Origin of the sequence: Advenella sp. FME57 (assembly GCF_014897675.1) — a bacterium.
Classification (GTDB): Bacteria; Pseudomonadota; Gammaproteobacteria; order Burkholderiales; family Burkholderiaceae_B; genus Advenella.
Genome location: NZ_JABUXU010000022.1, coordinates 23,340 through 49,631 on the forward strand (window position 1 = coordinate 23,340; position 26,292 = coordinate 49,631).

General features: G+C 56.1%; 24 protein-coding genes and 1 pseudogene. 8 read left to right on the forward strand and 17 right to left on the reverse strand.

Annotated features, from left to right (window positions below; translation table 11 throughout):
* Position 1: 1 nt before the first annotated feature.
* Together INT32_RS19765 and INT32_RS19770 are read right to left on the reverse strand one after the other, a co-directional pair.
* Entirely contained in the window at positions 2 to 841 is an 840-nt protein-coding gene (locus INT32_RS19765; protein ID WP_193090419.1) for a xanthine dehydrogenase family protein subunit M, read from the reverse strand.
* On the reverse strand, positions 838 to 3,843 hold the full coding sequence (locus tag INT32_RS19770; protein ID WP_193090420.1) for a molybdopterin cofactor-binding domain-containing protein: 3,006 nt from the start codon (positions 3,841 to 3,843) through the stop codon (positions 838 to 840). The genes INT32_RS19765 and INT32_RS19770 overlap by 4 nt, the downstream gene beginning before the upstream one ends.
* A 483-nt stretch (positions 3,844 to 4,326) precedes the next feature.
* Here INT32_RS19770 and INT32_RS19775 point away from each other — a divergent pair, with 483 nt between their 5' ends.
* Positions 4,327 to 4,917 (forward strand): DUF4202 domain-containing protein, encoded by a 591-nt coding sequence (locus INT32_RS19775; protein WP_193090421.1) that lies wholly within the window; start codon positions 4,327 to 4,329, stop codon positions 4,915 to 4,917.
* Here the strand turns inward: INT32_RS19775 and INT32_RS19780 are convergent.
* From INT32_RS19780 to INT32_RS19795, 4 genes are all read right to left on the reverse strand, one after another.
* Complete coding sequence (locus tag INT32_RS19780; protein ID WP_193090422.1) at positions 4,892 to 6,043, reverse strand: CaiB/BaiF CoA-transferase family protein; 1,152 nt, start codon at positions 6,041 to 6,043, stop codon at positions 4,892 to 4,894. The two genes, INT32_RS19775 and INT32_RS19780, sit on opposite strands and share 26 nt — an antisense overlap.
* Positions 6,044 to 6,065: 22 nt before the next feature.
* Complete coding sequence (locus INT32_RS19785; RefSeq protein WP_193090423.1) at positions 6,066 to 6,875, reverse strand: citryl-CoA lyase; 810 nt, start codon at positions 6,873 to 6,875, stop codon at positions 6,066 to 6,068.
* Positions 6,876 to 7,004: 129 nt separating this feature from the next.
* Entirely contained in the window at positions 7,005 to 8,069 is a 1,065-nt protein-coding gene (locus INT32_RS19790; RefSeq protein WP_193090424.1) for a maleylacetate reductase, read from the reverse strand.
* A gap of 4 nt (positions 8,070 to 8,073) precedes the next feature.
* Positions 8,074 to 9,078 (reverse strand): tripartite tricarboxylate transporter substrate binding protein, encoded by a 1,005-nt coding sequence (locus tag INT32_RS19795; protein WP_100699266.1) that lies wholly within the window; start codon positions 9,076 to 9,078, stop codon positions 8,074 to 8,076.
* Positions 9,079 to 9,223: 145 nt separating this feature from the next.
* Between INT32_RS19795 and INT32_RS19800 the strand changes: the two genes are divergently transcribed.
* Positions 9,224 to 10,135, forward strand: a complete 912-nt coding sequence (locus INT32_RS19800; RefSeq protein WP_193090425.1) for a LysR substrate-binding domain-containing protein — start codon at positions 9,224 to 9,226, stop codon at positions 10,133 to 10,135.
* A 121-nt stretch (positions 10,136 to 10,256) separates the two neighbouring features.
* Positions 10,257 to 10,442 (forward strand): type II toxin-antitoxin system ParD family antitoxin, encoded by a 186-nt coding sequence (locus INT32_RS19805; protein ID WP_193090426.1) that lies wholly within the window; start codon positions 10,257 to 10,259, stop codon positions 10,440 to 10,442.
* Here INT32_RS19805 and INT32_RS19810 read toward each other — a convergent pair.
* Genes INT32_RS19810 through INT32_RS19820 form a run of 3 tightly spaced genes read right to left on the reverse strand, consistent with a single transcriptional unit; the run spans position 10,420 to position 14,294 of the window.
* Positions 10,420 to 11,934: a fumarate hydratase gene (locus INT32_RS19810; RefSeq protein WP_100699269.1), complete on the reverse strand. Its 1,515-nt coding sequence runs from the start codon at positions 11,932 to 11,934 to the stop codon at positions 10,420 to 10,422. The two genes, INT32_RS19805 and INT32_RS19810, sit on opposite strands and share 23 nt — an antisense overlap.
* A 3-nt stretch (positions 11,935 to 11,937) precedes the next feature.
* Positions 11,938 to 12,912 carry a tripartite tricarboxylate transporter substrate binding protein gene (locus INT32_RS19815; RefSeq protein WP_100699270.1) on the reverse strand — a complete coding sequence of 325 codons (975 nt, stop codon included), beginning with the start codon at positions 12,910 to 12,912 and terminating at the stop codon, positions 11,938 to 11,940.
* A gap of 20 nt (positions 12,913 to 12,932) precedes the next feature.
* Entirely contained in the window at positions 12,933 to 14,294 is a 1,362-nt protein-coding gene (locus tag INT32_RS19820) for an adenylosuccinate lyase family protein (RefSeq protein WP_193090427.1), read from the reverse strand.
* 110 nt (positions 14,295 to 14,404) lie between these two features.
* Between INT32_RS19820 and INT32_RS19825 the strand changes: the two genes are divergently transcribed.
* The 3 genes from INT32_RS19825 (at position 14,405) to INT32_RS19835 (ending at position 17,416) form a co-directional block, all read left to right on the forward strand.
* Complete coding sequence (locus tag INT32_RS19825) at positions 14,405 to 15,145, forward strand: GntR family transcriptional regulator (RefSeq protein ID WP_100699272.1); 741 nt, start codon at positions 14,405 to 14,407, stop codon at positions 15,143 to 15,145.
* A gap of 344 nt (positions 15,146 to 15,489) precedes the next feature.
* The gene (locus INT32_RS19830; RefSeq protein WP_193090428.1) at positions 15,490 to 16,509 is read left to right on the forward strand and encodes an Ldh family oxidoreductase; all 1,020 of its coding nucleotides are present in this window, start codon (positions 15,490 to 15,492) and stop codon (positions 16,507 to 16,509) included.
* Positions 16,502 to 17,416: a LysR family transcriptional regulator gene (locus INT32_RS19835; protein ID WP_100699274.1), complete on the forward strand. Its 915-nt coding sequence runs from the start codon at positions 16,502 to 16,504 to the stop codon at positions 17,414 to 17,416. Before INT32_RS19830 ends, INT32_RS19835 begins: the two co-directional genes overlap by 8 nt.
* Here the strand turns inward: INT32_RS19835 and INT32_RS19840 are convergent.
* The 4 genes from INT32_RS19840 to INT32_RS19855 are packed head-to-tail and all read right to left on the reverse strand — an operon-like array spanning position 17,364 to position 21,686.
* Positions 17,364 to 18,455, reverse strand: a complete 1,092-nt coding sequence (locus tag INT32_RS19840) for an amidohydrolase (RefSeq protein ID WP_100699275.1) — start codon at positions 18,453 to 18,455, stop codon at positions 17,364 to 17,366. The genes INT32_RS19835 and INT32_RS19840 overlap by 53 nt on opposite strands.
* Positions 18,452 to 19,033: a carboxymuconolactone decarboxylase family protein gene (locus INT32_RS19845; protein ID WP_100699276.1), complete on the reverse strand. Its 582-nt coding sequence runs from the start codon at positions 19,031 to 19,033 to the stop codon at positions 18,452 to 18,454. The genes INT32_RS19840 and INT32_RS19845 overlap by 4 nt, the downstream gene beginning before the upstream one ends.
* Before the next feature lie 18 nt (positions 19,034 to 19,051).
* Positions 19,052 to 19,879, reverse strand: coding sequence for an SDR family NAD(P)-dependent oxidoreductase (locus INT32_RS19850; RefSeq protein WP_100699277.1), 828 nt, complete (start codon positions 19,877 to 19,879; stop codon positions 19,052 to 19,054).
* Positions 19,880 to 19,916: 37 nt separating this feature from the next.
* Complete coding sequence (locus INT32_RS19855; RefSeq protein ID WP_193090429.1) at positions 19,917 to 21,686, reverse strand: NAD(P)/FAD-dependent oxidoreductase; 1,770 nt, start codon at positions 21,684 to 21,686, stop codon at positions 19,917 to 19,919.
* Positions 21,687 to 21,988: 302 nt separating this feature from the next.
* Here INT32_RS19855 and INT32_RS19860 point away from each other — a divergent pair, with 302 nt between their 5' ends.
* Entirely contained in the window at positions 21,989 to 22,963 is a 975-nt protein-coding gene (locus tag INT32_RS19860) for a tripartite tricarboxylate transporter substrate binding protein (protein WP_100699279.1), read from the forward strand.
* 13 nt (positions 22,964 to 22,976) lie between these two features.
* Here INT32_RS19860 and INT32_RS19865 read toward each other — a convergent pair whose 3' ends face one another.
* On the reverse strand, positions 22,977 to 24,191 hold the full coding sequence (locus INT32_RS19865) for an MFS transporter (RefSeq protein WP_226817306.1): 1,215 nt from the start codon (positions 24,189 to 24,191) through the stop codon (positions 22,977 to 22,979).
* Positions 24,184 to 24,960, reverse strand: coding sequence for an SDR family NAD(P)-dependent oxidoreductase (locus tag INT32_RS19870; RefSeq protein WP_193090430.1), 777 nt, complete (start codon positions 24,958 to 24,960; stop codon positions 24,184 to 24,186). The genes INT32_RS19865 and INT32_RS19870 overlap by 8 nt, the downstream gene beginning before the upstream one ends.
* Before the next feature lie 95 nt (positions 24,961 to 25,055).
* Between INT32_RS19870 and INT32_RS19875 the strand changes: the two genes are divergently transcribed.
* On the forward strand, positions 25,056 to 25,655 hold the full coding sequence (locus INT32_RS19875) for a TetR/AcrR family transcriptional regulator (RefSeq protein WP_100699281.1): 600 nt from the start codon (positions 25,056 to 25,058) through the stop codon (positions 25,653 to 25,655).
* Positions 25,656 to 25,690: 35 nt separating this feature from the next.
* Here the strand turns inward: INT32_RS19875 and INT32_RS19880 are convergent, their stop codons facing one another.
* Positions 25,691 to 25,999: a hypothetical protein gene (locus INT32_RS19880; RefSeq protein ID WP_100699282.1), complete on the reverse strand. Its 309-nt coding sequence runs from the start codon at positions 25,997 to 25,999 to the stop codon at positions 25,691 to 25,693.
* A pseudogene (locus tag INT32_RS19885) lies at positions 25,996 to 26,292 on the reverse strand (ABC transporter substrate-binding protein); the annotation flags it as partial. The pseudogene INT32_RS19885 and the gene INT32_RS19880, both read right to left, overlap by 4 nt.

Consider the following 26,292-nt stretch of genomic DNA (forward strand, 5'->3'; position numbering starts at 1 on the left):
ACTAGTCCTTGTTTTTTTCACAGCGGGAAAGCGCCGTTTCGATTGTGTGCTGCCCCAGCTCGCGCACCAGGTGACGCCGGTATGCTGCCGAAGCATGCTGATCGTCCTGAGCATCCAGTTGCCAGGCCAGGTCATTCAATGTTTCCGTGAACGACGCCTGGTCATTGCGTGCCCATTGCACAACGACCGGCTTGTCGGCAACCCCGCCAATGCCCAGCCGTATCCTTTCCGGCCCCGCATCCACGGCGCATGCCACAATCGCGAAATCGCCACGGCGCAACGCAAATTCATCAAACGCGTAGCCATGTCCGGCCTTGGCCACCGGAAAGCGCACTTCGGTCACCAGTTCATCAGCCTTTCTGGCAGTGGTGAGCATGCCTTGCTGGAACTGCGCCGCATCCAGCTTGCGCGCGCCTTGCCGTGAGCGCAGCACAACCTGGCCGCCAAGGGTTGCAAGACACAAGGGCAGCTCTGCACTGGGGTCCGCGTGCGCAATAGAACCGGCAATGGTTCCCCGATTGCGGATTTGATAGTGAGAGATAAACGGGATCGCCTCTGCCAGCATGGGGACGGCCCGGGCCAGATCGGGCCAATATTGCAGTTGGGCCTGTGTGGTGCTGGCGCCAATACACAGCATGCCTTTTTCCTGACGGACGAACTTGAGTTCCTCACACCGCGATATATCCAACAGATAAGCAGGCTGGGCCAGCCGCATGTTCAGCAGGATGACAAGCGATTGTCCGCCAGCCAGTATGCGTGCGTTTTCTCCTGCCTCATGCAGCCATTGCACTGCCTCGGAAACCTTGTCAACGCGCTTGTATTCAAATGCCAGTGGCTTCATTTTTTAATCCTCAGAAACCGCAACACGCGGTGCCAGACGCCTTCCGAGCCGCTAGCGGTGTCCTGTCCCGATGCCTGACGGCCAAGCTGCTCGAATAGTTGGCCCAGCACCATGCGGGCCGCGCCTTCGAGCATGCGCCCCCCCACAGCAGCAACCTTGCCCTGAACTTCGGCTTCATACTGGTATTTCATCAGCGTGCCTTGCTCATTGGCCTGCAGCACAATGTCGCCGCCGCCTTCTGCGCCACCAAGCGATGAGACGCCTTTACCCTGCAAATGGAGTGAATGCGGCCGGTCGATATTGGTCAGGGAGATCGTGGCTTCATAGCGCGCCTTGATCATCCCGATGCTGATCGTCACGTCGGCGCGGTATTGGTTTTCGCCGATGCGCTGCAGTTCCCGGCAGCCTGGAATCACCTTGGCCAGCGCTTGCGGATCCATCAGTACATCGAATACTTTGTCGGGCGAAGCAGGGATCTGCGTACTTCCCGATGCGGACAACGCGTGTCCGCGTCCGGTTTTTTTGGCCGGCTTATGCACTTGCACGTCGCCAGACGGTGGCGGATCGTCAAAGCCGATAAGATCGAGCACCCGGTTCGGGGTCAGCGGCAGGCGGATATCCGGCTGTCTGCCCAACGGGCTTAATGCATCAGCCACGGCGTTCGCAATACACACGGGCGTGCTCATATTGTTGCCTTCGCCCAGGCCCTTTGCGCCCAGCGGGGTGAACGGACTGGGCGTTTCCAGATGCACAATGACAGGATCGGGCACTTCGTAGCTTGTAGGCACGAGGTAATCAGCAAAGGTACCGGACTGAAACCCACCATCGTCGCCATAGCGAAATTCCTCAAGCAAGGCGGCGCCCAATCCCTGGGCAAACGCGCCCCGGATTTGTCCGTCTGCCATGGCGGGATTCAGGATTCTGCCTGCGTCGTGGGCGGTCACATATCGGTCAATCGTGACGCGCCCGGTCTTGCGGTCAATTTCGACCGCACAAATATCGAAGGCAAAACCATAGGCAGCCGACGTATTGACACGGTCGTCTTCAGTAGGCGCGCCCAACGACTCGGGCGTCCAGAACTCGGTCACCCTCATGCCAGGGGCCATCCCTTCAGGCAGCTCGGCAGGCGCCCAGTGAGCGCTGCTGGCCAGCCTTGCAAACGGTATTGCCTTGTCCGCCTGGCCCTTGCGAAACACTAACCCGTCTTCAAATGCCATGTCCGAAGCCTCGCCACCAAGCTGGTGGGCAGCCATGTCGGCCATTTTTGCCTTCAGCCGCGTTGCCGCCAGGTGAACCGTTCCAGCAACCGCGCCGGCAAACCGGCTGGAGTAGTTGCCGGCGGCAACCGACCAGGCATCCTTGTCCGTATCGAAATCCACATTGACGTGGATATCCTTGGGCTGCAGACCGAACACATCTGCCACTACCTGGGCGCATACCGTGACATGGCCTTGTCCTGCCGGAGAGGATGCAATAATCACTGTCACGCTGCCCAGTAAATCGATATTGACTGTCGCCGTTGCGATGCCGCCATTCTTGGGGCCTGCCTTGGCCCGCTGCTGCGGCGTCAGCGCAACCGTGATGTAGCCCATATTGGAAATCGACGGCTCGACAATGGCCGCATAGCCAATGCCATACAGTTTTCCCTGAGCGCGCGCCTGATCCCTTCGTTGCAATAGTTCTTCAAGTCCACCCTGTGCAATGGCCGCATCCATGGCTTGCTGATAATCGCCAGAATCAAGCAGTGCGCCTGCCGCTGCCCGATACGGAAATTGATCCGCCTGGATAAAATTGCGTCGGTAGACGTCCAGCGGATCCATCTTCAGATGCTGCGCAATCCGCTGCACCATGCGCTCAAGGGCAAAGTAAACCTGCGGGCCGCCGAATCCGCGCACCAGGCCCGAAGGCATCTTGTTCGTGACAACCACAAGGTTGCGCACCTGCAAGTCGGCGATACGGTAAGCCCCGGTCAATATGCCGTGCATGCGGTAAAAGGTGGCTGGCTCGGGCGCCCTCAGGTAGGCACCCACGTCGTCCATCTGGTCCAGGTCAAGCGCCCGAATCCTGCCATCACTGTCAAAAGCAGCCTTGATGGTGGCTTTTCGGCCGTTTGCCGCCGTTGCCGCGCTCAGATGTTCGAGCCGGTCCTCAACCCACTTGACTGGTGCGCCACCGGCCTTGCGGGAAGCCAGGCACATCAGAACCACCGCGGTAAACACAGCTTGCTTGACGCCAAAACTGCCGCCTGAGTCAGGTGCAGAACGATGCCGCAGACGATTGCCGGGCACCTGTAGCGCCAGCGACATGACCGCGTGCATGGAAAACGGTCCCATAAAGTTCGAACAGACGTCATATCCCGCCTCGCCCGCCAGGTGCTCGGCGATCACGACGCCGCATTCGATCGGCGTACAGGAGTTGCGCGGATATTCAATATTGAGCGACAGGGTATGCTCCGCCTCGCGAAAACGCGATTCCGGGTCCCCGTAAGTGAACTGGCGCTCATGAAGCACATTCGTGCCCACGGCTTCATGCAGTATTGCAGCGTCGTCTGACATGGCCCCGTCTATGCTGCTGACGGCCGGCAAGGCCTCAAATTCGATCTTAATACCGTCCAGGGCGTCCTCTGCCAGATAACGGTCTTCAGCAATGACAACTGCAATCGGCTCGCCAACGTAACGAACCTTGTCCATGGCCAGCGCCCACATTTCCATGGGCATTTTTACCCCATTGATGAACGGTCGCGACCATGCCCGCACGTCGTCAGGCGTGAGCACCGCCCTGACGCCGGGCATTTTTTCCGCCTGCGAAACGTCAATGGATTTGATGCGTGCGTGAGGGTAGCTGGAGCGATACACCGCCGCATGCAGAGTGCCTGGCTTGACCGCCAGGTCGTCGCCGAAGCGACCCCTTCCGGTAAGTAGCGGAATGCTTTCAAACCGCTCGACCCTTTGGCCGACAAACTTGCTGGCGCCACTGACTGGCGCGCTTTCAACGGTGCCCATGCACTGCCTCCGAAAATACCGTGATTGGAGCCAGTGCAGGCAAACTGACGGATCGCTCAGATTATCCCGGGGTGTTGGCTCCTGTTCATTGTTCGTCTTTTTTTCTATTGACTTTTCTATCGGGCCAGCATGGCCAGAGATGAAAATGAACGCGTGACCGACAGTATAGGAATGGGGCATAGCAAAAGCTTTACCTGGCAGTCCGGTCAATTACCTTTGAGTCTGATTTTTTTATTCAAGTGAAATACACAGACAACGGGTGAACCGCCCTGCAGGGTATTGCGGGCTGGCGGCACAAGACGCGAGCGCTGGAAACGAAGTAACCGTTAAATTGGTGTCTCTGTATCGGCTATGGGACGCATTTGGCGTTACCAAAGTGCAAGCGCTTGCCCAACGAGCACGGGCCGCAAGATGTCATAGCGTTATTTTCATCAATGTGGTCAAATTCATACTCATCGACACGCAACACGCTAAGATAAAACAATGACTTCTTCTTCCAGGCTGAAGCAGGCTTATAGCGCCTTTGATGCCGTCAACAAAACCGATCCCAACGCTTTCCACTGGCAGGAACAAGACTGGCCGCGCGAGTTATTCCTGGCCATCAAACTGACTGAATGGGTTCTGAAACTTGCCCCGAATGCGTCTGAACCCTTGCGATTGGCGGCGCGCTGCCAGCATATCGGCCGCTGGCAAATTCCCCGGCGTGAGTACCCGCAAGGACGTATTGGTTACCTGACCTGGCGCAAGGCGCTGGCCCGGCATCATGCTGACATGGCCGCGCGTATACTGGGCCAATTGGAATACGATGAGCAAACGATTGGGCGCGTACAGATGATTGTCCTCAAACGCGGCATCAAGCAGGATGCCGATGTTCAGGTCATGGAAAATGCGCTGTGTCTGGTCTTTCTCCAGTATCAGTTCGACTCGTTCCGGCTGGATAATGAAGAGAAGATCGTGGGTATCATTCGCAAGTCGTTGCTCAAGATGGATGATGCAGGCCGCCGGCAGGCACTGATGCTGGATTACAGTTCTGCCGGGCTGGCGGTGATTAACGAGGCGCTGTCGGGGTTGTAGGCAAAGCGCCCAGCACCTCTTCATTGTGCTCGCCCAGGACAGGTGGCGGTATCACCTTGGTGCTTCTTTGTCCATCAAACGAAACAGGCGGTCGCACCGTATGGAAGTCGCCCATGGTTTCGTGTCTGGCCGACACAAGAATTTGTAAATGCCGGGCCTGCGGGTCCTCCAGGGCCTCGCTGGTGTCGTACATGGGCGCATGCGGCACATCTTCCGATTCCAGGCGGCGACACCATTCGTTGCGTGAGTGCTTGGCAAATATCCCGCCCAGAATCTGGATCAATGCGTCCTGGTTCTGGATCCGTCCGTTGCGGTCACAAAAGCGCGGATCGTCAAATAGCAAGGGTTGTTCAATCGCTCTTGCCAGGCCTTGCCAGAATTTCTCGGGCGAGGACATATGCAGGGCAATCCATTTTTGATCTGCGCATTTCAAGACATAAGACTGGGAAACGCTCGGGCGACTGTACGGCCCCATGATTTCACCCGCCGAATAATAATGGGTAAAGGCATCCAGGTTGAAGTGGCTCATGGCCTCCAGCATAGACACCTCTACCTTGCGCCCCACGCCGGTACTATTGCGCTCATGCAGGGCACCCAGAATGCCGTATGCCGCGTAAAAGCCAGTAATGGAGTCGGCCAGCGCCGGGCCCACCACGCGCGGGTTTTCCGGGTTGATGAGCAATCCCAGGAAACCACTGGCCGCTTGCGCGACTGAATCGTAGGCCGGCCGCCCTGCAGCCGGACCGGTTGGTCCGAAACCACTGATTGAGCAGTAAATCAGTCCCGGATTGATTTTGCGCAGCCGCTCTTCGCCCACGTTAAGTCTTTCGGCCGCGCCCGGACGAAAGTTCTGAATATATACGTCTGCCGTACGGACCAACTCATCGAAGGCGGCCAGATCGTCAGCCTCCTTGGTATTGAGTGTGATACTGCGCTTGTTGCGATTGTATGTCTGAAAGTGTGGACTATACAGGCCGCCTTTGAAGGCACGAAACGGATCTCCCGTGCCTGGCTGCTCGATCTTGATGACATCTGCCCCAAGGTCTCCCAAGAGCATGCCCGCTGCAGGACCCGTAATGAACGTGCCTTGCTCCAGGACACGAATGCCGTTAAGTACTTTGATCATGGTAAAACTCCATCAGGGTATGCTAGGCGTTATCGGGGGTAAAGCCCTCGGGCAACTGACCATCGTAAACGTAATTGCGTGTCGCCTGATACGACAAGGCAAAACCGATAGGTTTCTGGAACTCCTCTGTCAGATGGCCGATAAGACCTGCCGTACGAGCCAGAATCGGCACGCCTCGCAACGCGGTGATCGGAAAACCCACGCCCAGCAGGACGGCTGGAATGGCCGCAGATACATTGAGCATGAGGCGCTTTCCGACAACGTCTGGAATCACTTTTTCCACCGCATCGGCTATGTGCACATATGTCATATCAGCCCCGGCCCGCTCAGCCACAGCGAACAGCGCAGTCACACGCGGGTCGCGCGCTTTGTGCAGCGGGTGGCCGTAACCCGGGATGGCGCGCTTGTCGGCACGGTACTCGCCCACCACCTGCCTGGCTGCTTCAACATAGTCTTTGCTCTGGCCGGCACGAGTACGAATATCTTCAAGAAAAATGCCGCTGGTTTCAGAAGCCCCGAGAATGACCGAGCCACAACCTAGTATTCCTGCCGCCACGGCGCCCTGCAAGGCGTCGGGTGCGGCGGCCAGTGTCATGCGACTGGCCTGAACGCTGGGGACCAGGCCGTGTTCCGCAATGGCCACCAGGGTGGCATTTAACACTGCGGTTGCTGCCGCGGTTGGCGGCTGTCCCGTGACCAGCAAATGAAAATAGTCTGTGAAAGACATATTGCCGATCAGATCGACGGCAAGGTCTTTCCCCCTGACGACAATGGTCTCGGCGTTAGAGGTGCAGATGGCTGAATGGGGAATGGTTTCTTTACCGATTTTCATAAAGTTCCAATGAGAAGCATTCAGTCGGCTACGCATGCAGGCACGCGCTTGTCGCCGAATAAACGCATTGAACATATTAGGTTTTGCTAAAAGTTTTCATCGTCATCGATGTTTTAAGCACAGGGCATCTTAGGCGGGCCGCTGCCCTTCAAAAGCGGCTTGCAACAACGTGCGTATGCCATCGCGTTCAATCGGACGCGGGTTCCAATAGGGTGTGGCAATTGCGATATCGGCCGCCCTGTCCACATCGCTGTCACGCATCCCAATGTCTTGCAAACCCATCGGCGCACCCAGCGATTGAGCCAGATCGTATAAGGCGCCGGCAGCGCAAACGCCGTCCTGGCCCAGAGCGCGGGCAATCCGTTGCATGGCCTCTGGCGCGGCAGGCGCGTTATAGGCAATCGCGTGCGGCAAGACAATGGAGTGAGTCTGGGCATGCGGCAGATCAAAGCTGCCGGCCACGGTATGGCAAAGCTTGTGATGCAAAGCCATGCCTGCGCCGGCAAGCACCATGCCACAAAGCCAGGCGCCATACAGGCATTGGCTCCTTGCGGCAAGCGAGCTGGTGTTCGGGCTCAGTTGCCGCAAGCCGCTGGCCATGGCGCGTATACCCTCTTCTGCCATTAATGCCAGCACCGGGTTTCCGTCCTTGGCATACAATCCTTCCGCAGCATGGGCAATGGCGTTCATGCCGCTGACGACAGAGACAGCAAAAGGCAGTTTCAAGGTCAGCGATGGGTCATAGATGACGGTGCGCGGCAAGGCTCGCGGATCTTTACCGGTTTTTTTGATGCCGTTCTCGGTGATGCCATAGATGCTGGTCATCTCCGAGCCTGAATAGGTGCTCGGCACTGCCAGGATGGGTAAACCATTTTCAATGGCCAGCGCCTTGGCCAATCCTATCGTGGAACCACCGCCGATTGCCACAATACAGTCGGCCTGCATTGTGCGCGCTGCATCTTGCGCATCGCGTACCGCAGCAACGGGCACATGCATGACTGCCTGATCAAAGATGCCAGCGGCGCACTCACCCAGGGCATCAACCGCCCGTTGAGCCAACGTCCGCTGGCGCGCCGTGCAAAGCACCAGCACTTTGCGCGCGCCAAGCAGGCCGGCTTCAGCTTTCAGCACGGTCCAGGCATCGCTGCCAAATACCACTCGTGCCTGTTGGGCGGTGTATAGAAACGTATGCATCACGTCAGTTGACCTTTGCACCCGATTTTTTTACCAGTTCAGCCCACTTTTCAATTTCGGCCGCTTCGAAACCGGCCAGATCCCGGACAGATTCACCGCCTGGCTCTACGCCCTGGTTCTTGAGCTTGGCAGCCAGATCGGGATCGGCCAGCGCCACGTCAGCCGCCTTTTTCAACTTGGCCATGACAGGCTCGGGCGTGCCTGCCGGCGCGTACATCATGAACCACGCAACCAGATCGAATTCGCTATCGGTCTGCTCTGCAATAGAGGGCACGTCAGGCGCTGCGATACTGCGCTGGCTGCTGGATACGCCAATAGCCCGCAGCTTGCCTGCCTTCACATGGGGCAATACCGCGGCGGGGTGGTAAAACATGAACTGCACTTGCCCGGACATTACGTCCTGTAAAGCCATGCTGCCTTCCTTGTAAGGCACATGCAGCATGGTGCCGCCCAACCGGTCTTTCAGCAGATCACCGGCGAGATGCCCCGACGTGCCGCTGCCAGCAGACGAGAACGTGATGCCTGGCTCCGTGGCCGCTGCTTCGCCCAGGTCCTTGACCGTGTGATAGGCAGAGCTGCCGCTTACCACCAGAAACGTCGGCGTTTGTCCCACAAAAGCAATGGGCTCGAAATCTGTCTCGGGATCATAACCACGTTTTGAGTACAGTTCCTTGTTGATCGCATGCGTGCCGACCGTACCCATGACGATCGTATAGCCATCGGGCGCGCTTCGGCTTACCTGCGCGGTCCCGATCGTTCCGCCTGCGCCAGCCTTGTTCTCGATAATGATCGGTTGCCCAAGGACTTTGGACATTCTGTCCGAAAGCAGCCTGGCAATCGTGTCGGTCGTCGTGCCCGCGCCGAACGGTACGATCATGCGCACCGCTTTGGCGGGATATTCCGCAGTCTGAGCCGAGGCCGCCGCGCACAACAATGGCGCACAAACCAGCGCGGCAAGCAGGCCTCGCGCAGCGCGACCAAAGTGTGCATCTTTAAGAGCATTCATCATTGTCTCGTCCTGTGTAGTGCTTTTTGCACTGTATTGGTTGTTGGTATATGAATTACTACACGGGCAAGTCTAGCCGACCTGATGAAAAGATAGAAATGATTGTTTTCGTCTGATATGATCGACAGTATCGATAATCGGAATAGTCATGGAACTCAGACACTTACGATATTTCCTTGCCCTGGCCAGCTCGCTGAACTTTACGCGCGCGGCTGAACGGGTCCATGTCACCCAGTCCACCCTGTCACACCAAATCCGCCAGTTAGAGGAAGAAATCGGCCAGCATTTGTTCGATCGCAGTAGCAAGCGCGTGGCACTGACCGAGGCCGGTGAATCATTCCTGATCTACGCTGCCCGCGCCCTGACGGCCATTGACCAGGGCCTGAGCGAGTTAAAGCAAACGGTTGTCCCCATGACCGGTACAGTGCGCATAGGTACAACCCATACGTTCAATCTGGGATTTTTGCCAGACTGCATCGCCCTGTTTCTGAAGCACAATCCAACGGTCAAGATCATTATTGAAGAATTGTCGGGAGACGCCATCACACAGGGCCTGAAGGCAGAGGAACTTGATGTAGGAATCGCCTATCGCCCTGAACAGCAAAAGGAGATACGCTTTGAGCCATTATTTAACGAGGAACTGGCCCTGGTCGTAGCCAAGACGCATCCACTGGCCAAACGCAAGCGTCTGCGCATTGCCGAGCTGCATCGGGAATCGCTGGTGTTATTGCCATCCAGCTTTTCAACGCGCCGACTGCTTGATGAATGCTTCAACGCTGCTGGTGCCAAGCCCAACATCATTGCCGAAATGAATACCATCCCGGCCATGCTGGGCCTGGTTATGCGCGATCATGTGGGCTTTATCGCCGCTCCTAGCGCTGTGACCGAACATAATAAACCCCTGCGCGTCATTCCACTAGAAGGGCCTACACCAATCCGAACCCATGGCCTGCTGTTTATGGACAGCCACGTTCAGACCCGGGCCAGCATGGCACTGATTGCCCTGATTCGCAAGCAGACCAAGGCCAAAGCCAGCGAACTGGGGGCCACGCCAGCGTAATCAGCAGTATCGCTAAGGCGCCCATCGTCAGACGATGGGCCCGCATGGCAAAACCAGGCTATTGCCCGGCGTCGATTGCACCAATATAGTACCCACTATTATCTATTGTTATGAATGACTTATGTCAACAAGCATTGCTTTGAGTACGCACTTTGAAGTATTCATACGCCAACAGGTAGAGTCGGGCCGTTATAACAACCCCCGCGAAGTCGTGCGCGCCAGTTTGCGCGTGCTAGAAGATCAGGAACGCCTCAACCAGGCCAAACTTGCCGGGCTTCGCCAGCCTATCGCCACTGGCGTGCAATAATCGGCACCACTCCCTTATGTATATAATCGCCCGTACTATCTATCGCAACCGTCACCGGAAAGTTGCGGACTTCAAACTCATAAATGGCTTCCATGCCAAGGTCCTCGAAAGCAACAACACGAGCGTGTGTAATTGTTTTGGCGATCAGGTACGCGGCGCCGCCTACCGCGCTCAGATAAGCGGTTCCTGTCTTTTTGATTACATCAATGGCATGCCGGCTACGTTCGGCCTTGCCGATGGAAATGAGCAGCCCTGCCTTGTCGATGAAATCTTCCAGATAGGCGTCCATGCGATTGGACGTCGTCGGCCCGGCCGGCCCCACCACTTCATCGCCGGTGGCATCTACCGGACCCACATAGTAAATAGCACGCCCGCTCAATGACACAGGCAGCGGTTGATTGTGATGCAACATATTCGCAATACGTTTATGTGCCGCATCGCGCGCTGTCAGCATTTTGCCCGATAGCAGCAGCATGTCCCCTGCTTTCCAGCTTCTTACCTCTTCTTTGGTCAGCGTATCCAGATTCACGGCAATGGATTCGGCCACATTGATCGTATCCGGAATATCCTCCCACAGACTGTCATCATGAACTGGCAGGCGGGCCGATCCACTCCCATCTAATTCAAACGTCATATAGCGGGTGGCTGCGCAATTGGGAACGATGGCAACGGGCAGCATGGCCGCATGACACGGCGCATGTCGCAGCTTGATATCCAGCACGGTGGACTTGCCGCCAAGGCCCTGGGCACCGATATTCAATTCGTTATTGATACGGTGGTACAGTGACAGCCGCAAGCGTTCGTAATCATCAAGAGTGCTCTTGTGCTTCAGTTGCTGAATATCAATGGGCTGATGCAGCGACTCCTTTGCCATTTGCATGGCCTGCTCCGGGCTGCCGCCCAGGCCAATGCCTAGGACGCCGGGCGGGCACCAGCCCGCGCCCAGTTTCGGCATTTGTTTCATCACCCATTCCTCGACGGATTCGTTCGGATTCAACATGGCAAACCGGGCCTTGACGTCGCCCCCGCCCCCTTTGGCGCTCACGGTGACACGCAAGGCGTCGCCTCTGCACATGGTGATATGCAACACCGCTGGCGCATTATTTCCTGTATTTTTGCGCGCACCCAGCGGTTCTCCGACCGTGGTTGCCCGCAATGGATTGTCTGCGTGCGTATAGGCTGCAATAACAGCATTGTCGGCCACTTCCTGCAAGGATGGCATGGGCTGCACGTCGGATGAAAAACGCACCTCCATACCGATTTGCAGGAACACATGCGCAATACCCGTATCCTGGCAGATTGGACGCCTGGCCGACGCGCTCAGCTTGCTATTGATCAGAATTTGCAGGATGGCGTTTTTGGCATATCGGTTGTCCTCTTCAATATAGGCGTGTTTCAGCGCATGAACGTAGTCAGGCGGATGATGATGGCTGACATATTGCAATGCACTGGCAATGCTTTTCTCCAGGTCTTCCAGGCGTATGACGTTCATATTTCACTGAGGCTCGATGCCGGCCTGCTTGATAACGTCGGCCCATTTGCCGATTTCCGACTGGGTGAATTCCTGGAACGCATCCGGCGCGTAGTTTTTCTCTGGCAACAAAAATATTCCCTGTTGTTCCATCTTGTCGGTGAAGGCTTTGTTTTGCATAACTTTCTGATAAGCCTTATAGGTGGTATCAATCATGGCACGTGGTGTTCCCTTTGGAGCATAAATACCATACCAGGTGGATGCCTCCAGGCCGGGCATGGTGCCTGAAATCGTCGGCACATCGGGAAACTGCGACATGGTTTGCGATGCCGTCAAAGCCAGTGCCCGAATCTTGTCGCCTTTGGTCTGGGGCAAGGCAGTATTGGTTTGATCGAACATGGCGTCAACCTGACCACCCATTACATCGTTCAGCGCCGGGCCAGCGCCTTTATAGGAAACCTGCGTGATTTTGATTTTTGCCTTGGCGGCAAACAACTCCGCCACCAGGTGAGAACTGGAGCCAACGCCTGCGTTGCCAAAATTGATCTTGTCCGGGTTTGCCTTGGCAAACTCGATCATCTCGTCCACGGTCTTGTATTGCGAATCCGCGCCCACCAACAGCACCAGTGGCGTATCGGGAAAGCGAAACACCGCGTCAAAATCCTTAATAGGATCGTACTTCATTGTTTTGTACAATGAAGGGGCGGCGGCCATATAACCAAAATGCCCCACCAGAAACGTGTAGCCGTCAGGTTTGGCGTTCGAGGCCTTCGCTGCACCAATTTGCCCGCCGGCCCCACCGACGTTCTCAATAACAATGGGCTGCTTCAACTCTTTCGAAACTTCTGCGGCAACCATCCGCGCCATACCATCGGTCGGTCCGCCTGCGGCAAAGGGAACGATCCAGGTTACCGCCCGCTCTGGGTAAGACTGGGCAAAAGATGGGTTGCTGCAAATTAGTGCTGCCACACTTGTGATAAATAGATGAGTCGTTTTCATAACAGGTTCCTTATTGGCGTTCAGATACGTGCTGAAGCATTCAGGGCATGAGCGACCATTTCTGGTGCCTGTCCCAGGTAATTGGCCGGATCGGTCAAGGCGTGGATCTGCTCGTCGGATAGGTGTTGTGTGACGGCCGGTGTTTGCATGAGTACTTCGGCCAGCGTCTGGCTACCGCTGTTGACCCTAAGGCAGGCGTCGTAGACAACCTCATGGGCCTGGTGTTTTCCTAGATGGGCAGCCAATGCCATCATGACGGACTCGGCCACAATCAGGCCTTTGGAAATACCCAGGTTCTTCTGCATTTGCGCGGCATCCACTTCCAGACCGCCCAGCGCAAAACGTGCCTGGGCCAGCCCGCTTGCCGTAAGCAGAAAGCTTTCGGGAATGGCGATCCACTCGGCATGCCAGGGGCCGGTCGCCCGCTCGAAATCCTGAATCATCGCATCGAGCATCAGCCCGGCATGCTGTCGCACGCCCTTGGCGCAGGCCAGCATAATTTCACTTGAAATTGGATTCCGCTTTTGCGGCATGGTGCTGCTTGCCCCGCGTCCTTTAACGAAGGGCTCATACACTTCGGCATACTCGGTCGATGCCATCAGCATGATATCCAGCGCAATTTTGCCCAGGGAGCCGGTCACCAGCGCGAGAAAATTAAGGGCTTCTGCGAAATTGTCTCGTGCAACATGCCAGGTGGTCACCGGAATGCCCAGCCCAAGTTCGCGCATCATTTCTGCCTGTACTTGCAACCCCATGTCGCCCAGCGAGGCCAGCGTGCCTGCTGCCCCGGCAAGCTGGCCAACCTCCACACGCGGCTTCAGTTCGCGCAAGCGTTGCTCATGCCGATCAAACATGCCAAGCCAGATGGCGCATTTGTAGCCGAACGTAATGGGAAGCGCCTGTTGCAGATGCGTGCGCCCTGCCATCGGCGTGTCTTTGTAAGTAGAAGCCAGCTCCTGAAGGATTGTTCGAAGTGCACGAATATCCGACTCAACCAGAGCCAGCGCCTCTTTGATTTGCAATGCGTTGGCGGTGTCCATAATGTCCTGGGTGGTTGCCCCCCAATGGAGGTACTTACCCGCTTCTTCGCATTGCTCGGCAAGCTGCGTCACCAGCGGCAAAATGGGATAGCCTACGTTTTCCGTTTCGTGTTTAAGCCGCTCAAAATCGAGCTGCTCAAACTTTATTCGACTTTCGATTTCGGCCGCGGCCGTTGCCGGAATCACATTCAGGCGTGATTGCGCCTTTGCCAGGGCTATTTCAACCGCAATGTATTTGCGAATAAGACTGGCATCAGAAAATACGTTGCGCATGGCTGGCGTACCAAACGTATCGCGAAACAGCAGGGAGTCAAAAACAGTGGAGGCAGAAGCAGACAACATAAGAGGTTATTTCCATTATGTACGAACATATTAATATAATATATTATGTACGTACATATTAAATATCGGTAATAACCCTCACTCGCTCAATTGCCCGTATAATTTCGAGCATGAAAAAACTGACGAAATACAACGAAATCGCGCTCAGCCTGAAAGAGGACATCGTCTCCGGCAAGTACGGAATCGGCAGCCTGTTGCCAACAGAATTTGAGTTATCGGCCATGCACAGCGCAAGCCGGCAGACCATCAGATCTGCCATTGCGGAACTGGCGCGCCAGGGGTTTGTCAGTCGTACAAAAAAACTGGGCACACGCGTAGAATCTGCGATGCCGCAAAACATGTACTTGCATCGGCTCGATTCAATCAACGATCTGGTGCAGTTCAGCAACGAGAACAAAAAAGCGGTGCAAGGGATGGAACAGGTTGTACTGGACAAACAACTGGCTGCGGATCTGGGACTCGAACCCGGCCTGCATGCCCTGAAAATATCAACAATGCGATATGGCAAGGCCGGTGATAAATTGCCAATTGGCTGGACCGATATTTATGTCGTACTAGCCGGCCTGGATTTATCCTTACTGGCTGAGAGGATCAAGGAAAAACCAGACGTTCTGGTCAGCGCAATATTAGAGGAAGAGTTCAACGTTACGCTCAAGGCCGTGAGTCAGGAAATTGATTCCATCCTTTTGCCGGCAGAGCTGGAGACCGTCCTGCAGACCCCCTCTCCTGCTCCGGCCTTGAAAGTGATCCGGCGGTATATCGATAGCCATGACGACGTTGTGCAGATCAGTATTACTTTGCATCCCAGCGGCCGATTCTCTTTGCTGCTGGATGCAAAGCGGGAGATGTAGGGCGCTCTTCACACGAACGCACTTACCGTGAACATGGCACAATCGAATAAGACGCACATTAGTGCGCGAAATGGCAAACCAGAGAAGCTCAGCCACGCTCTGCGACGGGTCGATTCTGAATAGAGTAGCGTAATTGACATGGCCAGGCAACAAGCACCTGAGCGCCTGTCGTTCAACCTGCCTGTGCAGTCTTTGCAAATATTGCAAAAGTCATATCCGGCACCCTGCATTGTTTGCTCTGCCTGTCCTGCCTACAATCGGGCCATGACTTGCTTGCGACGGTACCGCAGCAAGCTACTATATAATCGTATTTAATATAGAAATAGAACCAGGAGACATCGAACATGCGTCTAATTGATGCGGATACACCTGAGAAAATTCGCCTGCAGCCCCAACAGGCTGTGCACCTGGGAGAGGCGGCGCTAAGAGGCATCGGCTACACCGAAGAAGAAAGCCGCATTATCACTCACCATCTTGTAGACAACTCCCTGTGTGGCTATGAGTTTGCCGGCTTGCCGCGTATCCTTGCCATTGCCGACAGCCCCGAATTGAAGAACCCCCGTTATCCGGTCAAAGTCATCCACGAAACACCGGTTTCGGCATTGCTGGACGGAGGAAACCATGTCGGCTATATTTCGGTCAACGCCGGCGCCGAATTGGCGATCAAGAAAGTGCGAGAGTCGGGCATTGCCGTTGTCGGCGTGTCAAATAGCTGGTTCAGCGGTCGTAACGCTTACTACCTGGAAAAAATAGCCCGTGCCGGATATGTCGGAATCCATACCGTGAGCGGAAGCCCGATGGTCGTACCGATGGGCGCAAAGCGCCCGGCTTTGGGCACAAATCCGATCGCCTTTGCATTTCCCGGTGAAAAGGACCCGTTTATTTTCGACATGGGTACGGGCGCGACCATGTGGGGAGAAGTACTGCTGCATGCCTTCCTGGAGAAAGACTTCGACGACGAAGTCGGTGTAGACGCCAATGGCAGCCCAACCCGCAACGCCAAAGCGATTGTTCAAGGCGGCGTGGTTCCGTTTGCCGGACACAAGGGGTATGGCTTATCGCTAGCCATCCAGGCGCTAGGCCTGCTTGCAGGCGCCAGGCGACGCTCTGGTAAGGTATCTGACTTTGGCTTTCTTTTTATTGCCTTTGACCCTGAAATATTAATGCCGGCGGCCGAGTTCAAAGCCCAGTTGTCGGAACTCCTGCAATCGATAAAAGACCTGCCCAGGCAGGACGGCGTGGACGAGATCCGCATCCCTTCAGAACGGTCACAACGAGAGCGAAGCATCAGAGAAGAACAAGGCATTCTCGTGCAGCGCCGGGTCTATGATCGGCTGATGCAAATGCGTGACTCAGATGGATGAGCTGGCTGCAATCCGGGTGTTCGCCCGGGTAGCCAGAGTGGGCACCTTTTCCGAGGCGGCGCGCCAGCTCGATATGTCAACGAGCTCGGTCTCACGCCAGATCAACGCGCTGGAAGAGTCCCTGGGAATACGTTTGTTCAAACGTTCAACTCGCAACCTGGTCTTGACCGAAGCAGGGGAAACCTATCTGACATCAATTGACCCGGCATTGAAGCAGCTGGAGCTGGCCAGAAGGACAGCGCTCTCCTATCAGCGCACGATCAGTGGCTCCATACGCTTTCATGCCCGTACCTCAGCGGGGACAGAAGTCATCGTACCGGCCCTGTCTGAGTTCTTCGTCCGCTACCCAGATATTGAAATTGATATCACCCTGACCGATGAGCGTGTCGATCTTCTTGCCAATGGCATTGATGTCGCGGTATGGCTGGGCAAACTCGAAGACTCCAGCATGGTGGCAAGAAACCTGAGCAGCAGCAGGCGCGTGATATGCGGCAGTCCGGCCTATCTGCAGCGCCATGGCATTCCGTGCAAGCCCGACGATCTGCTGCAGCACAGCTGCCTGGTCTACTTGCAGCATAACTACCTGAAAGACTGGCGTTTTCAGAAGGATGGTCAGTCTTTTGTCATTCCGGTAACCGGCAAGTTACGCACGCCCAACAGCGTGGTGCTCATGGAAGGCGCCAAACAGGGACTGGGGCTGGTCATGTTGCAGGGGTGGATGGTTCGCAAATCGGTGCAGGAAGGGTCGTTGCAAATAGTCATGGAAGACTATGAAGCCTACCCGACTGAAACGGACACGGCATTGTATATTGTTTACCCCCATCGACACGGTCTGCCGTTGAAAGTGCGGGTTTTTATCGACTTTTTGGTGCAGCTGTTTGGTCCTGAATCGCAGGCGTCTGCGTGATCGTCTTGCTCACGTCTGCCAGACGATAAATCCGGGCGGCATTGCGCCAGAACAATAGGTCTTTTTCATCGGGTGTCGCAGCCTGCGTAATTCGCTTCATCGCATTCCAGCCCACACAATAACTGTGGGAGCCTCGGTCTGCCGGAAAATTACTTTCAAACATACAACGCGCTGCACCAAAAGCCTCAATACATGGCTCGATCCAAGGTCGCCAGATATCGGCCAACGCTTGCGAATTGGCCGGCATACCACCATGACCTGGCCAGCCAAGTCCCGTCATCGGCAATCCGAGCCCGCCCAGCTTCACCGTCACATTTTCGCAACCAGCCAGTTCGCGCATATTCTGCAGCCACTGGGTTCGCACCAGCGCTGCCTGGCCTTCGTATCCTCGTGTTCCCAGCACGCCGCCACAGTGATTAAGTATGATGCAAATCGATGGAAAATCCCGTGCTAGCGCGGTCAGCCTGGGCAGTTGATGAAAAAAGAGCCATGCGTCAAATGTTAGGCCAAAGCGGCCCAGTTGTGCGAACCCCCGGCGAAAGGTTTTATCGTCGAGCAATCCCGGATGGGATGGGTAGGCACGATTGAGCAGTTCAGTATCCTTGTCCCATGCCAGCGGTTGCCGAATACCCTTGAAATAATTGCCGCCGGCGCTCATGTGCGATTCCAGTACGGGCCGGACCCGCTCGCCCAGTGTCAGGTCGGCGTATCCGACAATACCAGCACAGATACGCGGCACTTCAGGGGGCGCCTTATCGCAGGCCAGGGCAACATCATGGGCAAACGCCGTCTCGCCAACAGCCTTGAACGCTTCGGGCCCGTGTTCCCGCAGCATTGAGCGCGCCTGCACATAGACCGTTGCCCGGACATCATGCCCACTGCATATATCGGTGAGCAGATCATTTAGCAAATACCGGATGCCGGGCCTGTCGTACAAATGGTGGTGAGCATCGATAATCAACTGGTCCGGATCGAGTGCGAGCTCACGGGCAACAGGGGACCGACAGGTGCCTTCTTGGGACTGCTTCTGGCCGTTCACGGCTGAACTCCGGCCTCGCTGGAGTCCGGGCGCTCCAGCTCGGACGCCCGGCTCTCTGGAAGACCTATTTCAAAGCAATTGAGCGTAATCGATACCAGACAGTAATAGCCCAGTATCGCAACCAGCTCTACCAGGCCGCGTTCTCCCAGCGCCTGAATACCCTCGGTGTAATGCGTGGGCGATAGCTGGCCGCTAGAGAGCACCTCCCGTGAAATCACATAGACGATTTTCTCGTTCACCTCGGTAAACGCCGGTGCACGGTGGTCTGCAATTGCATCGATAGTGGCAGGCTCCAGTCCTGCCTGCAAGGCCAGTTTCTTGTGTGCGGTCCATTCGTGATGTGACGTCCAGTGGCGGGCACAAACCAGTATGGCCAGCTCTGTCAATCTGGGCGTCAATGACGTATCAAAACGCAACAAGGCACCCAGATCCTGGGCGCGCCGCGCCAGCTCCGGATTGCGAAGCCAGGCGATCATCGGAGCGGGAATTTTGCCCCGAGGCCCCGTTCGCGCCGCCTCGCAGGCAGCAGCCTGCTCCGCAGACATTTCAGATGGATCCAGCATGGGAAGGCGTTGCATACAGTTCTCCTGATCATTCTAAGTAGTGGGACGTGCTGCGGTCATGCCGCCATCGACAACCAGTTGCGTCGCAGTGATATATCGCGCTTCGTCACTGGCAAGAAACAGCACAGCATGGGCCACATCCCAGGCGTCTCCCATCCTGCCCACAGGAACGCTGGCGTGACGTTTTTCAATAAATGACCGGGTATCTTTTACACCCAGTTGCGTGACCAGCCGGTTTGAGACCAGGGGCGTGTCCATCACGCCTGGAACGACAGTATTGACCCGGATTCCCTTGCGCGAATAAGCGATCGCGACCGCGCGACTAAAGGAAAGCACGCCGCCCTTGGACGCAGCATACGCCACGCTCACCCGTCCTTGATCCTGAAAACTCATGCAACCGATGCTCGACAGGTTCACAATTGCCCCTCCCCTTGATTCCGAATTGAATTGTCGCTCCATGATAGGCAAAACGTGCTTGCATCCAAGAAACGCCGTTTTCAAGTTCAGTTCCATCTGTGCATCCCACGCCTCCTCTGGCATCGAAACCGGGTCGCCCGGTGCACTCCCGCCCACATTATTGACCAGCACATCAATGCGCCCGAACCGATCCAGACAGTCACTAACGGCCGATTGCACTTGCCCGCTGTCTGTCATATCGCAGGTTTTGCAAGCCCAGTTTTCATGTCCTTCATCCAGCATGGCTGCATTCGTGCCTTGCAGCGCACTGTCGTCCCTGTCCACGCCGAATACATGCGCCCCCTGGCGGGCCATCAACACTGCCGTCGCTTTGCCATTTCCCCATCCCGGCCCGGCCGCCCCGGCGCCCGCCACGAATACTACCTTTCCTGTCATATCAAGCATCGCTGCTCCTTTCATGCTTAGTGAACCGCTGTTGGGGTTACGCAATAAGCCCGACTTCGTTCGCTTTTATCAGCAACGCGACGTATTGAGAATAAATGCGCGCGTGTGCAAGCCCGCCACCCATGAACCACAGCCCCTGCTGTGGTGTTGGTCGAAACATATTGCTCAATTCGCCATCCTTGGCCAACCCCCAAACCGGCCCGATCTTATCGGCTATGTTTTCGCCCAGTAACTCGCGCACCACCTCGTTCTGGTTCTGGTAGCCTGTGGCCGTCACAAGCAGATCGGCCTTGTAAATGCGCCCGTCCTTCATTTTCAACCCGCTGTTGACAAAGCGCTCGATGTCTTCGTACTGGATCAGCCCGACCTGGCCATTGATGATCAGTTCCGAGCAACCGCAATTGAGGTAGTAGCCCCCAAAGCGGCGACGCAGTTTCATTTGGTGCCCGGTGTTATCTTCCCCAATATCCAATTTCATACCCCTGGCTCGAAGGCCTGCGATAAGCGCCTTATCCATTTCCAGCATTTTTTCGACAGCCAACTGGTAGCCACGCACTAGCAAAGGATAGGTACTTGCCGTGGCAATCAGATCGCAGTCCTCCAACGGCAGGCCTTCGTTGTAGTAAAGAGAATGATTGATTCCGGCAGCCTCGACACTTGCCACCGTAATGGAACCACGCTGTATCAGCGAGACATTTGCGCCGTGAGCGTGCAGATCCTGCGCAATATCGTGCCCACTTGTACCAACGCCCAGCACCAACGCCGACTTGCCTTTCCAGGCAGAACCGTCACGGTAGTCGTGCGTATGCAGGATTTGCCCTGCGAAATCCTCAAGGCCGGGGGCACGCGCCGGCTTGGGCTTTCCCACGATGCCATTTGCGAAAACAATGTGGCGGGGATGCAGGAGCCGTTCGGGATGGCCGCGCCGTTGAACGCGCGCCGACCAATGCCCTGCTGCTTCTTCGTAACTGGCGCCCTTGAACTCGGTGTCCGTCCAGACGTTGCACTCCATGGCCCAGGCATACGTTTCGAGCCAATTGCCAAGCATATCCTTAGGCAGATAGAGCGGCCAACTGGGCGGGAAAGGCATATAAGGCAAATGGTTAAGGGGAACACGGTTGTGAAGGGCCAGCGAGTGGTACCGGTTGCGCCACACATCCCCGACACGCTCCAGTCGTTCCACCACCAGAGTATCGACGCCCTGCAGGCGCAGCCGCGCCGCAAGGCTCAGTCCCGCCTGACCAGCGCCAACAATCAACACCGCAGGCTCTCTGTCTTCGAAAGCCCGCTCCCGTTGCCGCTTTTCTGTCCAGTTCTCGCCGCCAAAGGCGCGAGAGTATGCCTGCCCGCTGGGACGACGCCCATTGATAGGCTCTTCATACCCTTTCAGTTCGTCAAGAGAGGTCATCAGGACCCACGCCCGGTCCGGTTGATCTGCCAGGATTCTGACGATGCCGTGGCCCCGACCGACCCGGCTTTCAAACCCGAAGATCGCCTCTATAACATCGACGCCTGTCCGGGTGACGCGGCGCGGTGGCGTGCGGTTTGTATCCAACGCAAACATGCTGGTATGCGCGCTCATTTGGGCCTCAAGCAGGCCCTGGACAATCTCTTGGGCGCCAACATGAGGCGTAATGTTCCAGGTGAAAGCCAGCAGGTCCCGCCAATGGCTATCCGCAGCAAAAAGATCAAGAAGCTGCTCGCGATCTCCGGCACATAGCGAGGCCTCGAAACGCGATAGCCAATCCCGAACGATATCTGTATTCTCGATCAGCCGGGTTCGATCAAGGATCATGTCATCTTGCATCTGTGCTCCTGTATAGTGGCGTCGACAGAGCCTGGGATAGCCGGATAGCATGTTGGATTCTTTTCTACCCAGGCTTGTCGCCGTCAGGAAATTCTAGTTGTGACGGCGAGCTGGAACTAGTGATGTTCCCGGTAAACAATCTTGCTCCATACGCAAAGGCCATGAGAGTACGCAGGAAATACGACAGCTTCCCTGATTATGCAAAACACATTTTCAGTTTCGTGCCATATACAACGTAAATCCAATCCCTAGAATGATGCTATGACACGACATGCCAGTAACACACCAAAGGAGACAATATAATGAAAATGGATAGAAGGACATTTTTGAAAACAGCCGGCGCTCTCCCAATGATTGGACTGGGCACCACAGCGTACGCAGAGCAATATCCTTCCCGGCCTATAAAAATCGTAGTGCCGGCATCGGCAGCCACTTCCATCGACGTAGCTGCAAGATTTTTCACCGAACCCCTGTCACGAAAGCTCAAGACCCCCGTGGTGGTCGAAAACAAGCCAGGTACCGGCGGGCTGATAGCCTATGCCAGCACAGCCAAAACCCAGCCTGATGGCTATACGCTCATGCTTGCAGGAATTCCGATGTACTTGTTGCCCCTGTTATCGACGGGTACTGCCCAATTCGACGCCAGGGCGGACTTTACGCCAGTTACGCGAGTCGCCAGGGTATCTTTGGGCGTCGTCGTGGCGCCAGAGTCTCCCTATCAGACGTTAGATGACCTGATCCAGGCAATGAAGAAAAAGCCAAACGAACTGACCTATTCCTCCCAGGGGATTGGCAGTACAGCACATCTTTGTTCAGTGCTGTTCACGCACATGAGCCATACCAAAGCGCAACACGTGCCCTACAAATCTACCACCACTGCGACCACGGACGTAGCAGCTGGCCGAATAACATTTACGACTCAAACGGCACCCGCATTGCTAGGCTTGATCCAAAGCAGCAAATTGCGGCTTTTGGCAGTGACGGGAGAAGAACGCTGGGAACAGTTCCCCGACGTGCCTACCGTGCAAGAGGCAGGTGTCCCCGATTTCGAACTATCGTCCTGGCTGGACTTCGTGGCTCCAAAAGGAACACCTGAACCTGTCCTGCAATTACTCACGGATGAATTCAGCCAAATTGCGAATTCTTCAGAGTACAAAACATTCTGCAAGCAACAGATTATTTTTCCTGATGTCGTGGGCTATCAGGAACTTGCCCGGCAGATGCCCGACGAAGCAGCCAAATGGAAACGGATCGTCGATCTGTCAAAATCGAGCTGACTCACTTGCATCGCTATGCGCACTCCGACCGCAACGCCCCCGCTACTTCTATGCTTTCTGTACTGACCTTTTCCCTGAATACCAACGGCACCACACTCAGCACCCCGATCACCGCCAACCCGGCTCCTACCCACAGCGGGGCGCGCATGCCAAAGTCCAGGCTGATGCCCAAACCACCCAGCGCAGAGCCGGCGAACAGGCCGATATTAATCACAGAGGCATGCAGCGTGTTCACAAGCGGACTCGCATTTGCCGTCTTGATCACGCGTGTCACCATGGCAGGATTCAGCGCAACACCAGTCAGCCCGATCAGTATCAAAGCGCCCAGGGCGACAGGCTGCAGTTGTCCGAAAAGTGCGAATGCAATCAAGGCTGCTGTCAAGAGAACCTGTCCCCAGAACAGAACCTGCATGGTATGGCGGTCGGCCAGCCGCCCGACAACGAAATTGCCCACTACCGTTGCGGCGCCGTAAAGCATAAGCAGCAACGGGATGGTTGAGGCGTCATACCTGCTCACGTTCAGCAGAATCGGGGAAAAGTAACTGAAGGCCGCAAAGGTTGCGCCGATAATCAGGGCGCTGGTAGCGTATGCGGCCCACAGGCGACCGTTATTGAGCGAGGCCAGTTCTGCCCGCGCACTGATCCGCTGTGCAATACGCGAGGCTGGCAGCGTGATCGCCAGCACCACACCGGATGCAGCGGTCATTGCCGCCACCAGCCAGAACACAAAGCGCCAGCCTAAGTTTTGCTCCAGGGCCGTTGCAGCCGGCACGCCAAACACAGTGGCAAACATCAGTCCGCCGATCACGATGGCCGCGGCTCTGGCCATCTTGCCCGGCGGCACCATCTGGGCACAAATGGCCAGCGCCAGGCCGAAACATGCCGATGCAGCAACGCCACACAATATGCGCCCTGCCACCATGATTTCATATGTGATTGCGGCTGCGGCGGCCGATTGGCCCACCGTATATACCCCGATAAGCACCAGCAATGCGCGCTTGCGCGGCACGTTAAGTAGAGCCAGCATCAAGACAGGCCCGCCAATCACCATGCCCGCTGCGTAATAGGAGATAAGATAACCAACCTCAGGCACCGATACGTCCAACGCCTGCGCAAGCGAAGGCATCATGCCCGCCACCATGAATTCCGACGTGGTCAGGGCAAAAATCGCCATGGCCAGAAAATAAACAATGACTGGCATGCTGTGTTGCGCTTCGATCTTAGACATTGGCGCCGCCATCAATTACCATACTGGCGCCCGTAATCGAACGTGCGGCGTCACTGGCCAGGTAAACTGCCATGGCGGCGATCTCTTGGGGCGTATTGTAACTGGGGATGGCGCGCAAGCTGCGCTGCTCCTGGGCGTGGGGCCCGCTGGCCGGATTCATGTCGGTATCGGTCGATCCCGGCTGAATGATATTGACCGTGATCCCACGCGGGCCCAGGTCGCGCGCTGCGCCTTTGGTCAGTCCCCACACCGCAGCCTTGCTCATGGCGTATAGCGACATATTCGGCCTGGGCACCCGTGCAGCCAGGTTACTGCCGATATTGATAATGCGCCCACCGTCGGCCATGACCCGCGCAGCCTGCTGAATAGCCGCGAAGACGGCACGCGCATTGACACCCATTTGCCTTTCGTAGTCTTCCATTGTGAACTCGCCGGTCGGCTTCAGTTCAAAGACGCCAGCGTTATTGACCAAAATATCCAGTTGCCCGAAATGCTCAAAGGCGGTCAACACGGCCTTTTGCACTGCAATCGGATCTATGCTGTCAACCTGTAGCGCCAATGTTGCCGACTGCGCGCCGTGTTCTGCGCCGGCCTGGGCTTTGCGACGCAAGGCCTCGATCTCGCCCACCAAGTCTTGCGCCGCCTGGGACGAACTTGAGTAAGTGAAGGCCACTTGCGCGCCTTCTTTCGCCAGTTGACGAACAATGGCTGCGCCGATTCCCCGCGAGCCGCCGGTAACCAGCGCGATTTTTCCTGTGAGTAGCGACATATCCATTCCATTTTTTAGTGATCGTTATATAATCGTAATTTGAACGAGCATCCGCCGTCAACAGATTTTTTGATCAATCGTTATAAAATTTAATTATGATTACCAGAGGCCGCCCCCGCTCCTTTGATAGAAACGCCGTCTTGCGCGCCGCCATGCAGCTGTTTCAGGCTCATGGCTATGAAGGCACGTCTATGGCAGACCTGACCGCCGCCATGGGAATCCCTGCGCCCAGTTTGTACAATGCATTTGGCAGCAAGGAAGGTCTGTTCAGGGAAACCGTGGAATATTACGTTGCCCATGATGGTAGCGCGACAGCCCGTGCGTTGCGCGAAGAGCCCACTGCACGCCGCGCCATCCAGGTCATGCTGCGCGAGGCATTGGGCGCAGTATCCAACAAGAGCAAAAACCACGGCTGCCTGGTGGTGCTGGGCGCAGCCAATTGCGCCGAAGAACATCGCAATGTGGACGACTATCTGAAGGGACTGCGACAGGGAAACTACGAGGCTATCCGCCATCGGCTACAAAAAGCGCAGGCGGAAAAAGAGATCTCGGACAAGGTGGACACTTCGGCGCTCGCCAGTTTTTATGCAACGCTCATGAACGGGCTGGCCATACAGATGCGGGATGGCGTGCCACGCGATGTCCTTGAAAAAGTGGTGGAAACAGCCATGACCGCGTGGCCGGATCAAGGCTGATTCCTTTTTTTTGGCTAAGCGACTTGATTTTTTCCCTATTTCGGCAAATCAATATCCTGCATCACATATGACAACGTCTTGCCATGAGCGTCCATGGCAAGTGAAATCGTCACGCCGCCCCCCAGTGCGTTTTCAATCACAAAGTTAAGCGCTCTGAGCTTCGGCAGTTCGTATCGTGTCACCGGTCCGCCAACCAGATGCTGATAGGCCTGCATAACTCGTTCGACGGTCAAGTCGCGACGCAATCGCTCCCAAGCCGCAGCATCATAAGCAATAACCGAAACATTCGATGTATTGCCCTTGTCGCCGGCACGTGAATGCCCCAGTTCATAGACTTTGGTCATGCTGATCCTCCGTTCATGACAATTTCCGGGCGAACGTGCTCGCGCGGCAGCAGCAAGGATTTAACGCCAATGACTTGGCGCACCGTATTGGTGCCGCCCCCACCGCCAGCTGGTCCGTTCACGTTTAACGTCCTTACTTCAAACCCCACAGCCTCGGCTGCCTTGCGATCGTGGCTGCGTGCCGCGACGCGCAAGCGGACCTCATACGGTTCTGGCCGGTCGGGCAGCTCGCCGTGCAGGCTGGAAACCCCAATGTAATCGACTCGGATTTCGGGATATGTGAATCCTCGCAA

Bases quoted from the DNA above. Each gene is read 5' to 3' on its own strand.
- INT32_RS19770 (WP_193090420.1), bottom strand. From the start codon at position 3,843: ATGGGCACCGTTGAAAGCGCGCCAGTCAGTGGCGCCAGCAAGTTTGTC.
- INT32_RS19800 (WP_193090425.1), top strand. From the start codon at position 9,224: ATGGAACTCAGACACTTACGATATTTCCTTGCCCTGGCCAGCTCGCTG.
- INT32_RS19880 (WP_100699282.1), bottom strand. From the start codon at position 25,999: ATGACCAAAGTCTATGAACTGGGGCATTCACGTGCCGGCGACAAGGGC.
- INT32_RS19875 (WP_100699281.1), top strand. From the start codon at position 25,056: ATGATTACCAGAGGCCGCCCCCGCTCCTTTGATAGAAACGCCGTCTTG.
- INT32_RS19830 (WP_193090428.1), top strand. From the start codon at position 15,490: ATGCGTCTAATTGATGCGGATACACCTGAGAAAATTCGCCTGCAGCCC.
- INT32_RS19775 (WP_193090421.1), top strand. From the start codon at position 4,327: ATGACTTCTTCTTCCAGGCTGAAGCAGGCTTATAGCGCCTTTGATGCC.
- INT32_RS19835 (WP_100699274.1), top strand. From the start codon at position 16,502: ATGGATGAGCTGGCTGCAATCCGGGTGTTCGCCCGGGTAGCCAGAGTG.
- INT32_RS19815 (WP_100699270.1), bottom strand. From the start codon at position 12,912: ATGAAAACGACTCATCTATTTATCACAAGTGTGGCAGCACTAATTTGC.
- INT32_RS19785 (WP_193090423.1), bottom strand. From the start codon at position 6,875: ATGAAAATCGGTAAAGAAACCATTCCCCATTCAGCCATCTGCACCTCT.
- INT32_RS19850 (WP_100699277.1), bottom strand. From the start codon at position 19,879: ATGCTTGATATGACAGGAAAGGTAGTATTCGTGGCGGGCGCCGGGGCG.
- INT32_RS19870 (WP_193090430.1), bottom strand. From the start codon at position 24,960: ATGTCGCTACTCACAGGAAAAATCGCGCTGGTTACCGGCGGCTCGCGG.
- INT32_RS19825 (WP_100699272.1), top strand. From the start codon at position 14,405: ATGAAAAAACTGACGAAATACAACGAAATCGCGCTCAGCCTGAAAGAG.
- INT32_RS19855 (WP_193090429.1), bottom strand. From the start codon at position 21,686: ATGCAAGATGACATGATCCTTGATCGAACCCGGCTGATCGAGAATACA.
- INT32_RS19865 (WP_226817306.1), bottom strand. From the start codon at position 24,191: ATGTCTAAGATCGAAGCGCAACACAGCATGCCAGTCATTGTTTATTTT.
- INT32_RS19820 (WP_193090427.1), bottom strand. From the start codon at position 14,294: ATGTTGTCTGCTTCTGCCTCCACTGTTTTTGACTCCCTGCTGTTTCGC.
- INT32_RS19810 (WP_100699269.1), bottom strand. From the start codon at position 11,934: ATGAACGTCATACGCCTGGAAGACCTGGAGAAAAGCATTGCCAGTGCA.
- INT32_RS19845 (WP_100699276.1), bottom strand. From the start codon at position 19,033: ATGCAACGCCTTCCCATGCTGGATCCATCTGAAATGTCTGCGGAGCAG.
- INT32_RS19790 (WP_193090424.1), bottom strand. From the start codon at position 8,069: ATGCATACGTTTCTATACACCGCCCAACAGGCACGAGTGGTATTTGGC.
- INT32_RS19795 (WP_100699266.1), bottom strand. From the start codon at position 9,078: ATGATGAATGCTCTTAAAGATGCACACTTTGGTCGCGCTGCGCGAGGC.
- INT32_RS19805 (WP_193090426.1), top strand. From the start codon at position 10,257: ATGTCAACAAGCATTGCTTTGAGTACGCACTTTGAAGTATTCATACGC.
- INT32_RS19765 (WP_193090419.1), bottom strand. From the start codon at position 841: ATGAAGCCACTGGCATTTGAATACAAGCGCGTTGACAAGGTTTCCGAG.
- INT32_RS19860 (WP_100699279.1), top strand. From the start codon at position 21,989: ATGAAAATGGATAGAAGGACATTTTTGAAAACAGCCGGCGCTCTCCCA.
- INT32_RS19780 (WP_193090422.1), bottom strand. From the start codon at position 6,043: ATGATCAAAGTACTTAACGGCATTCGTGTCCTGGAGCAAGGCACGTTC.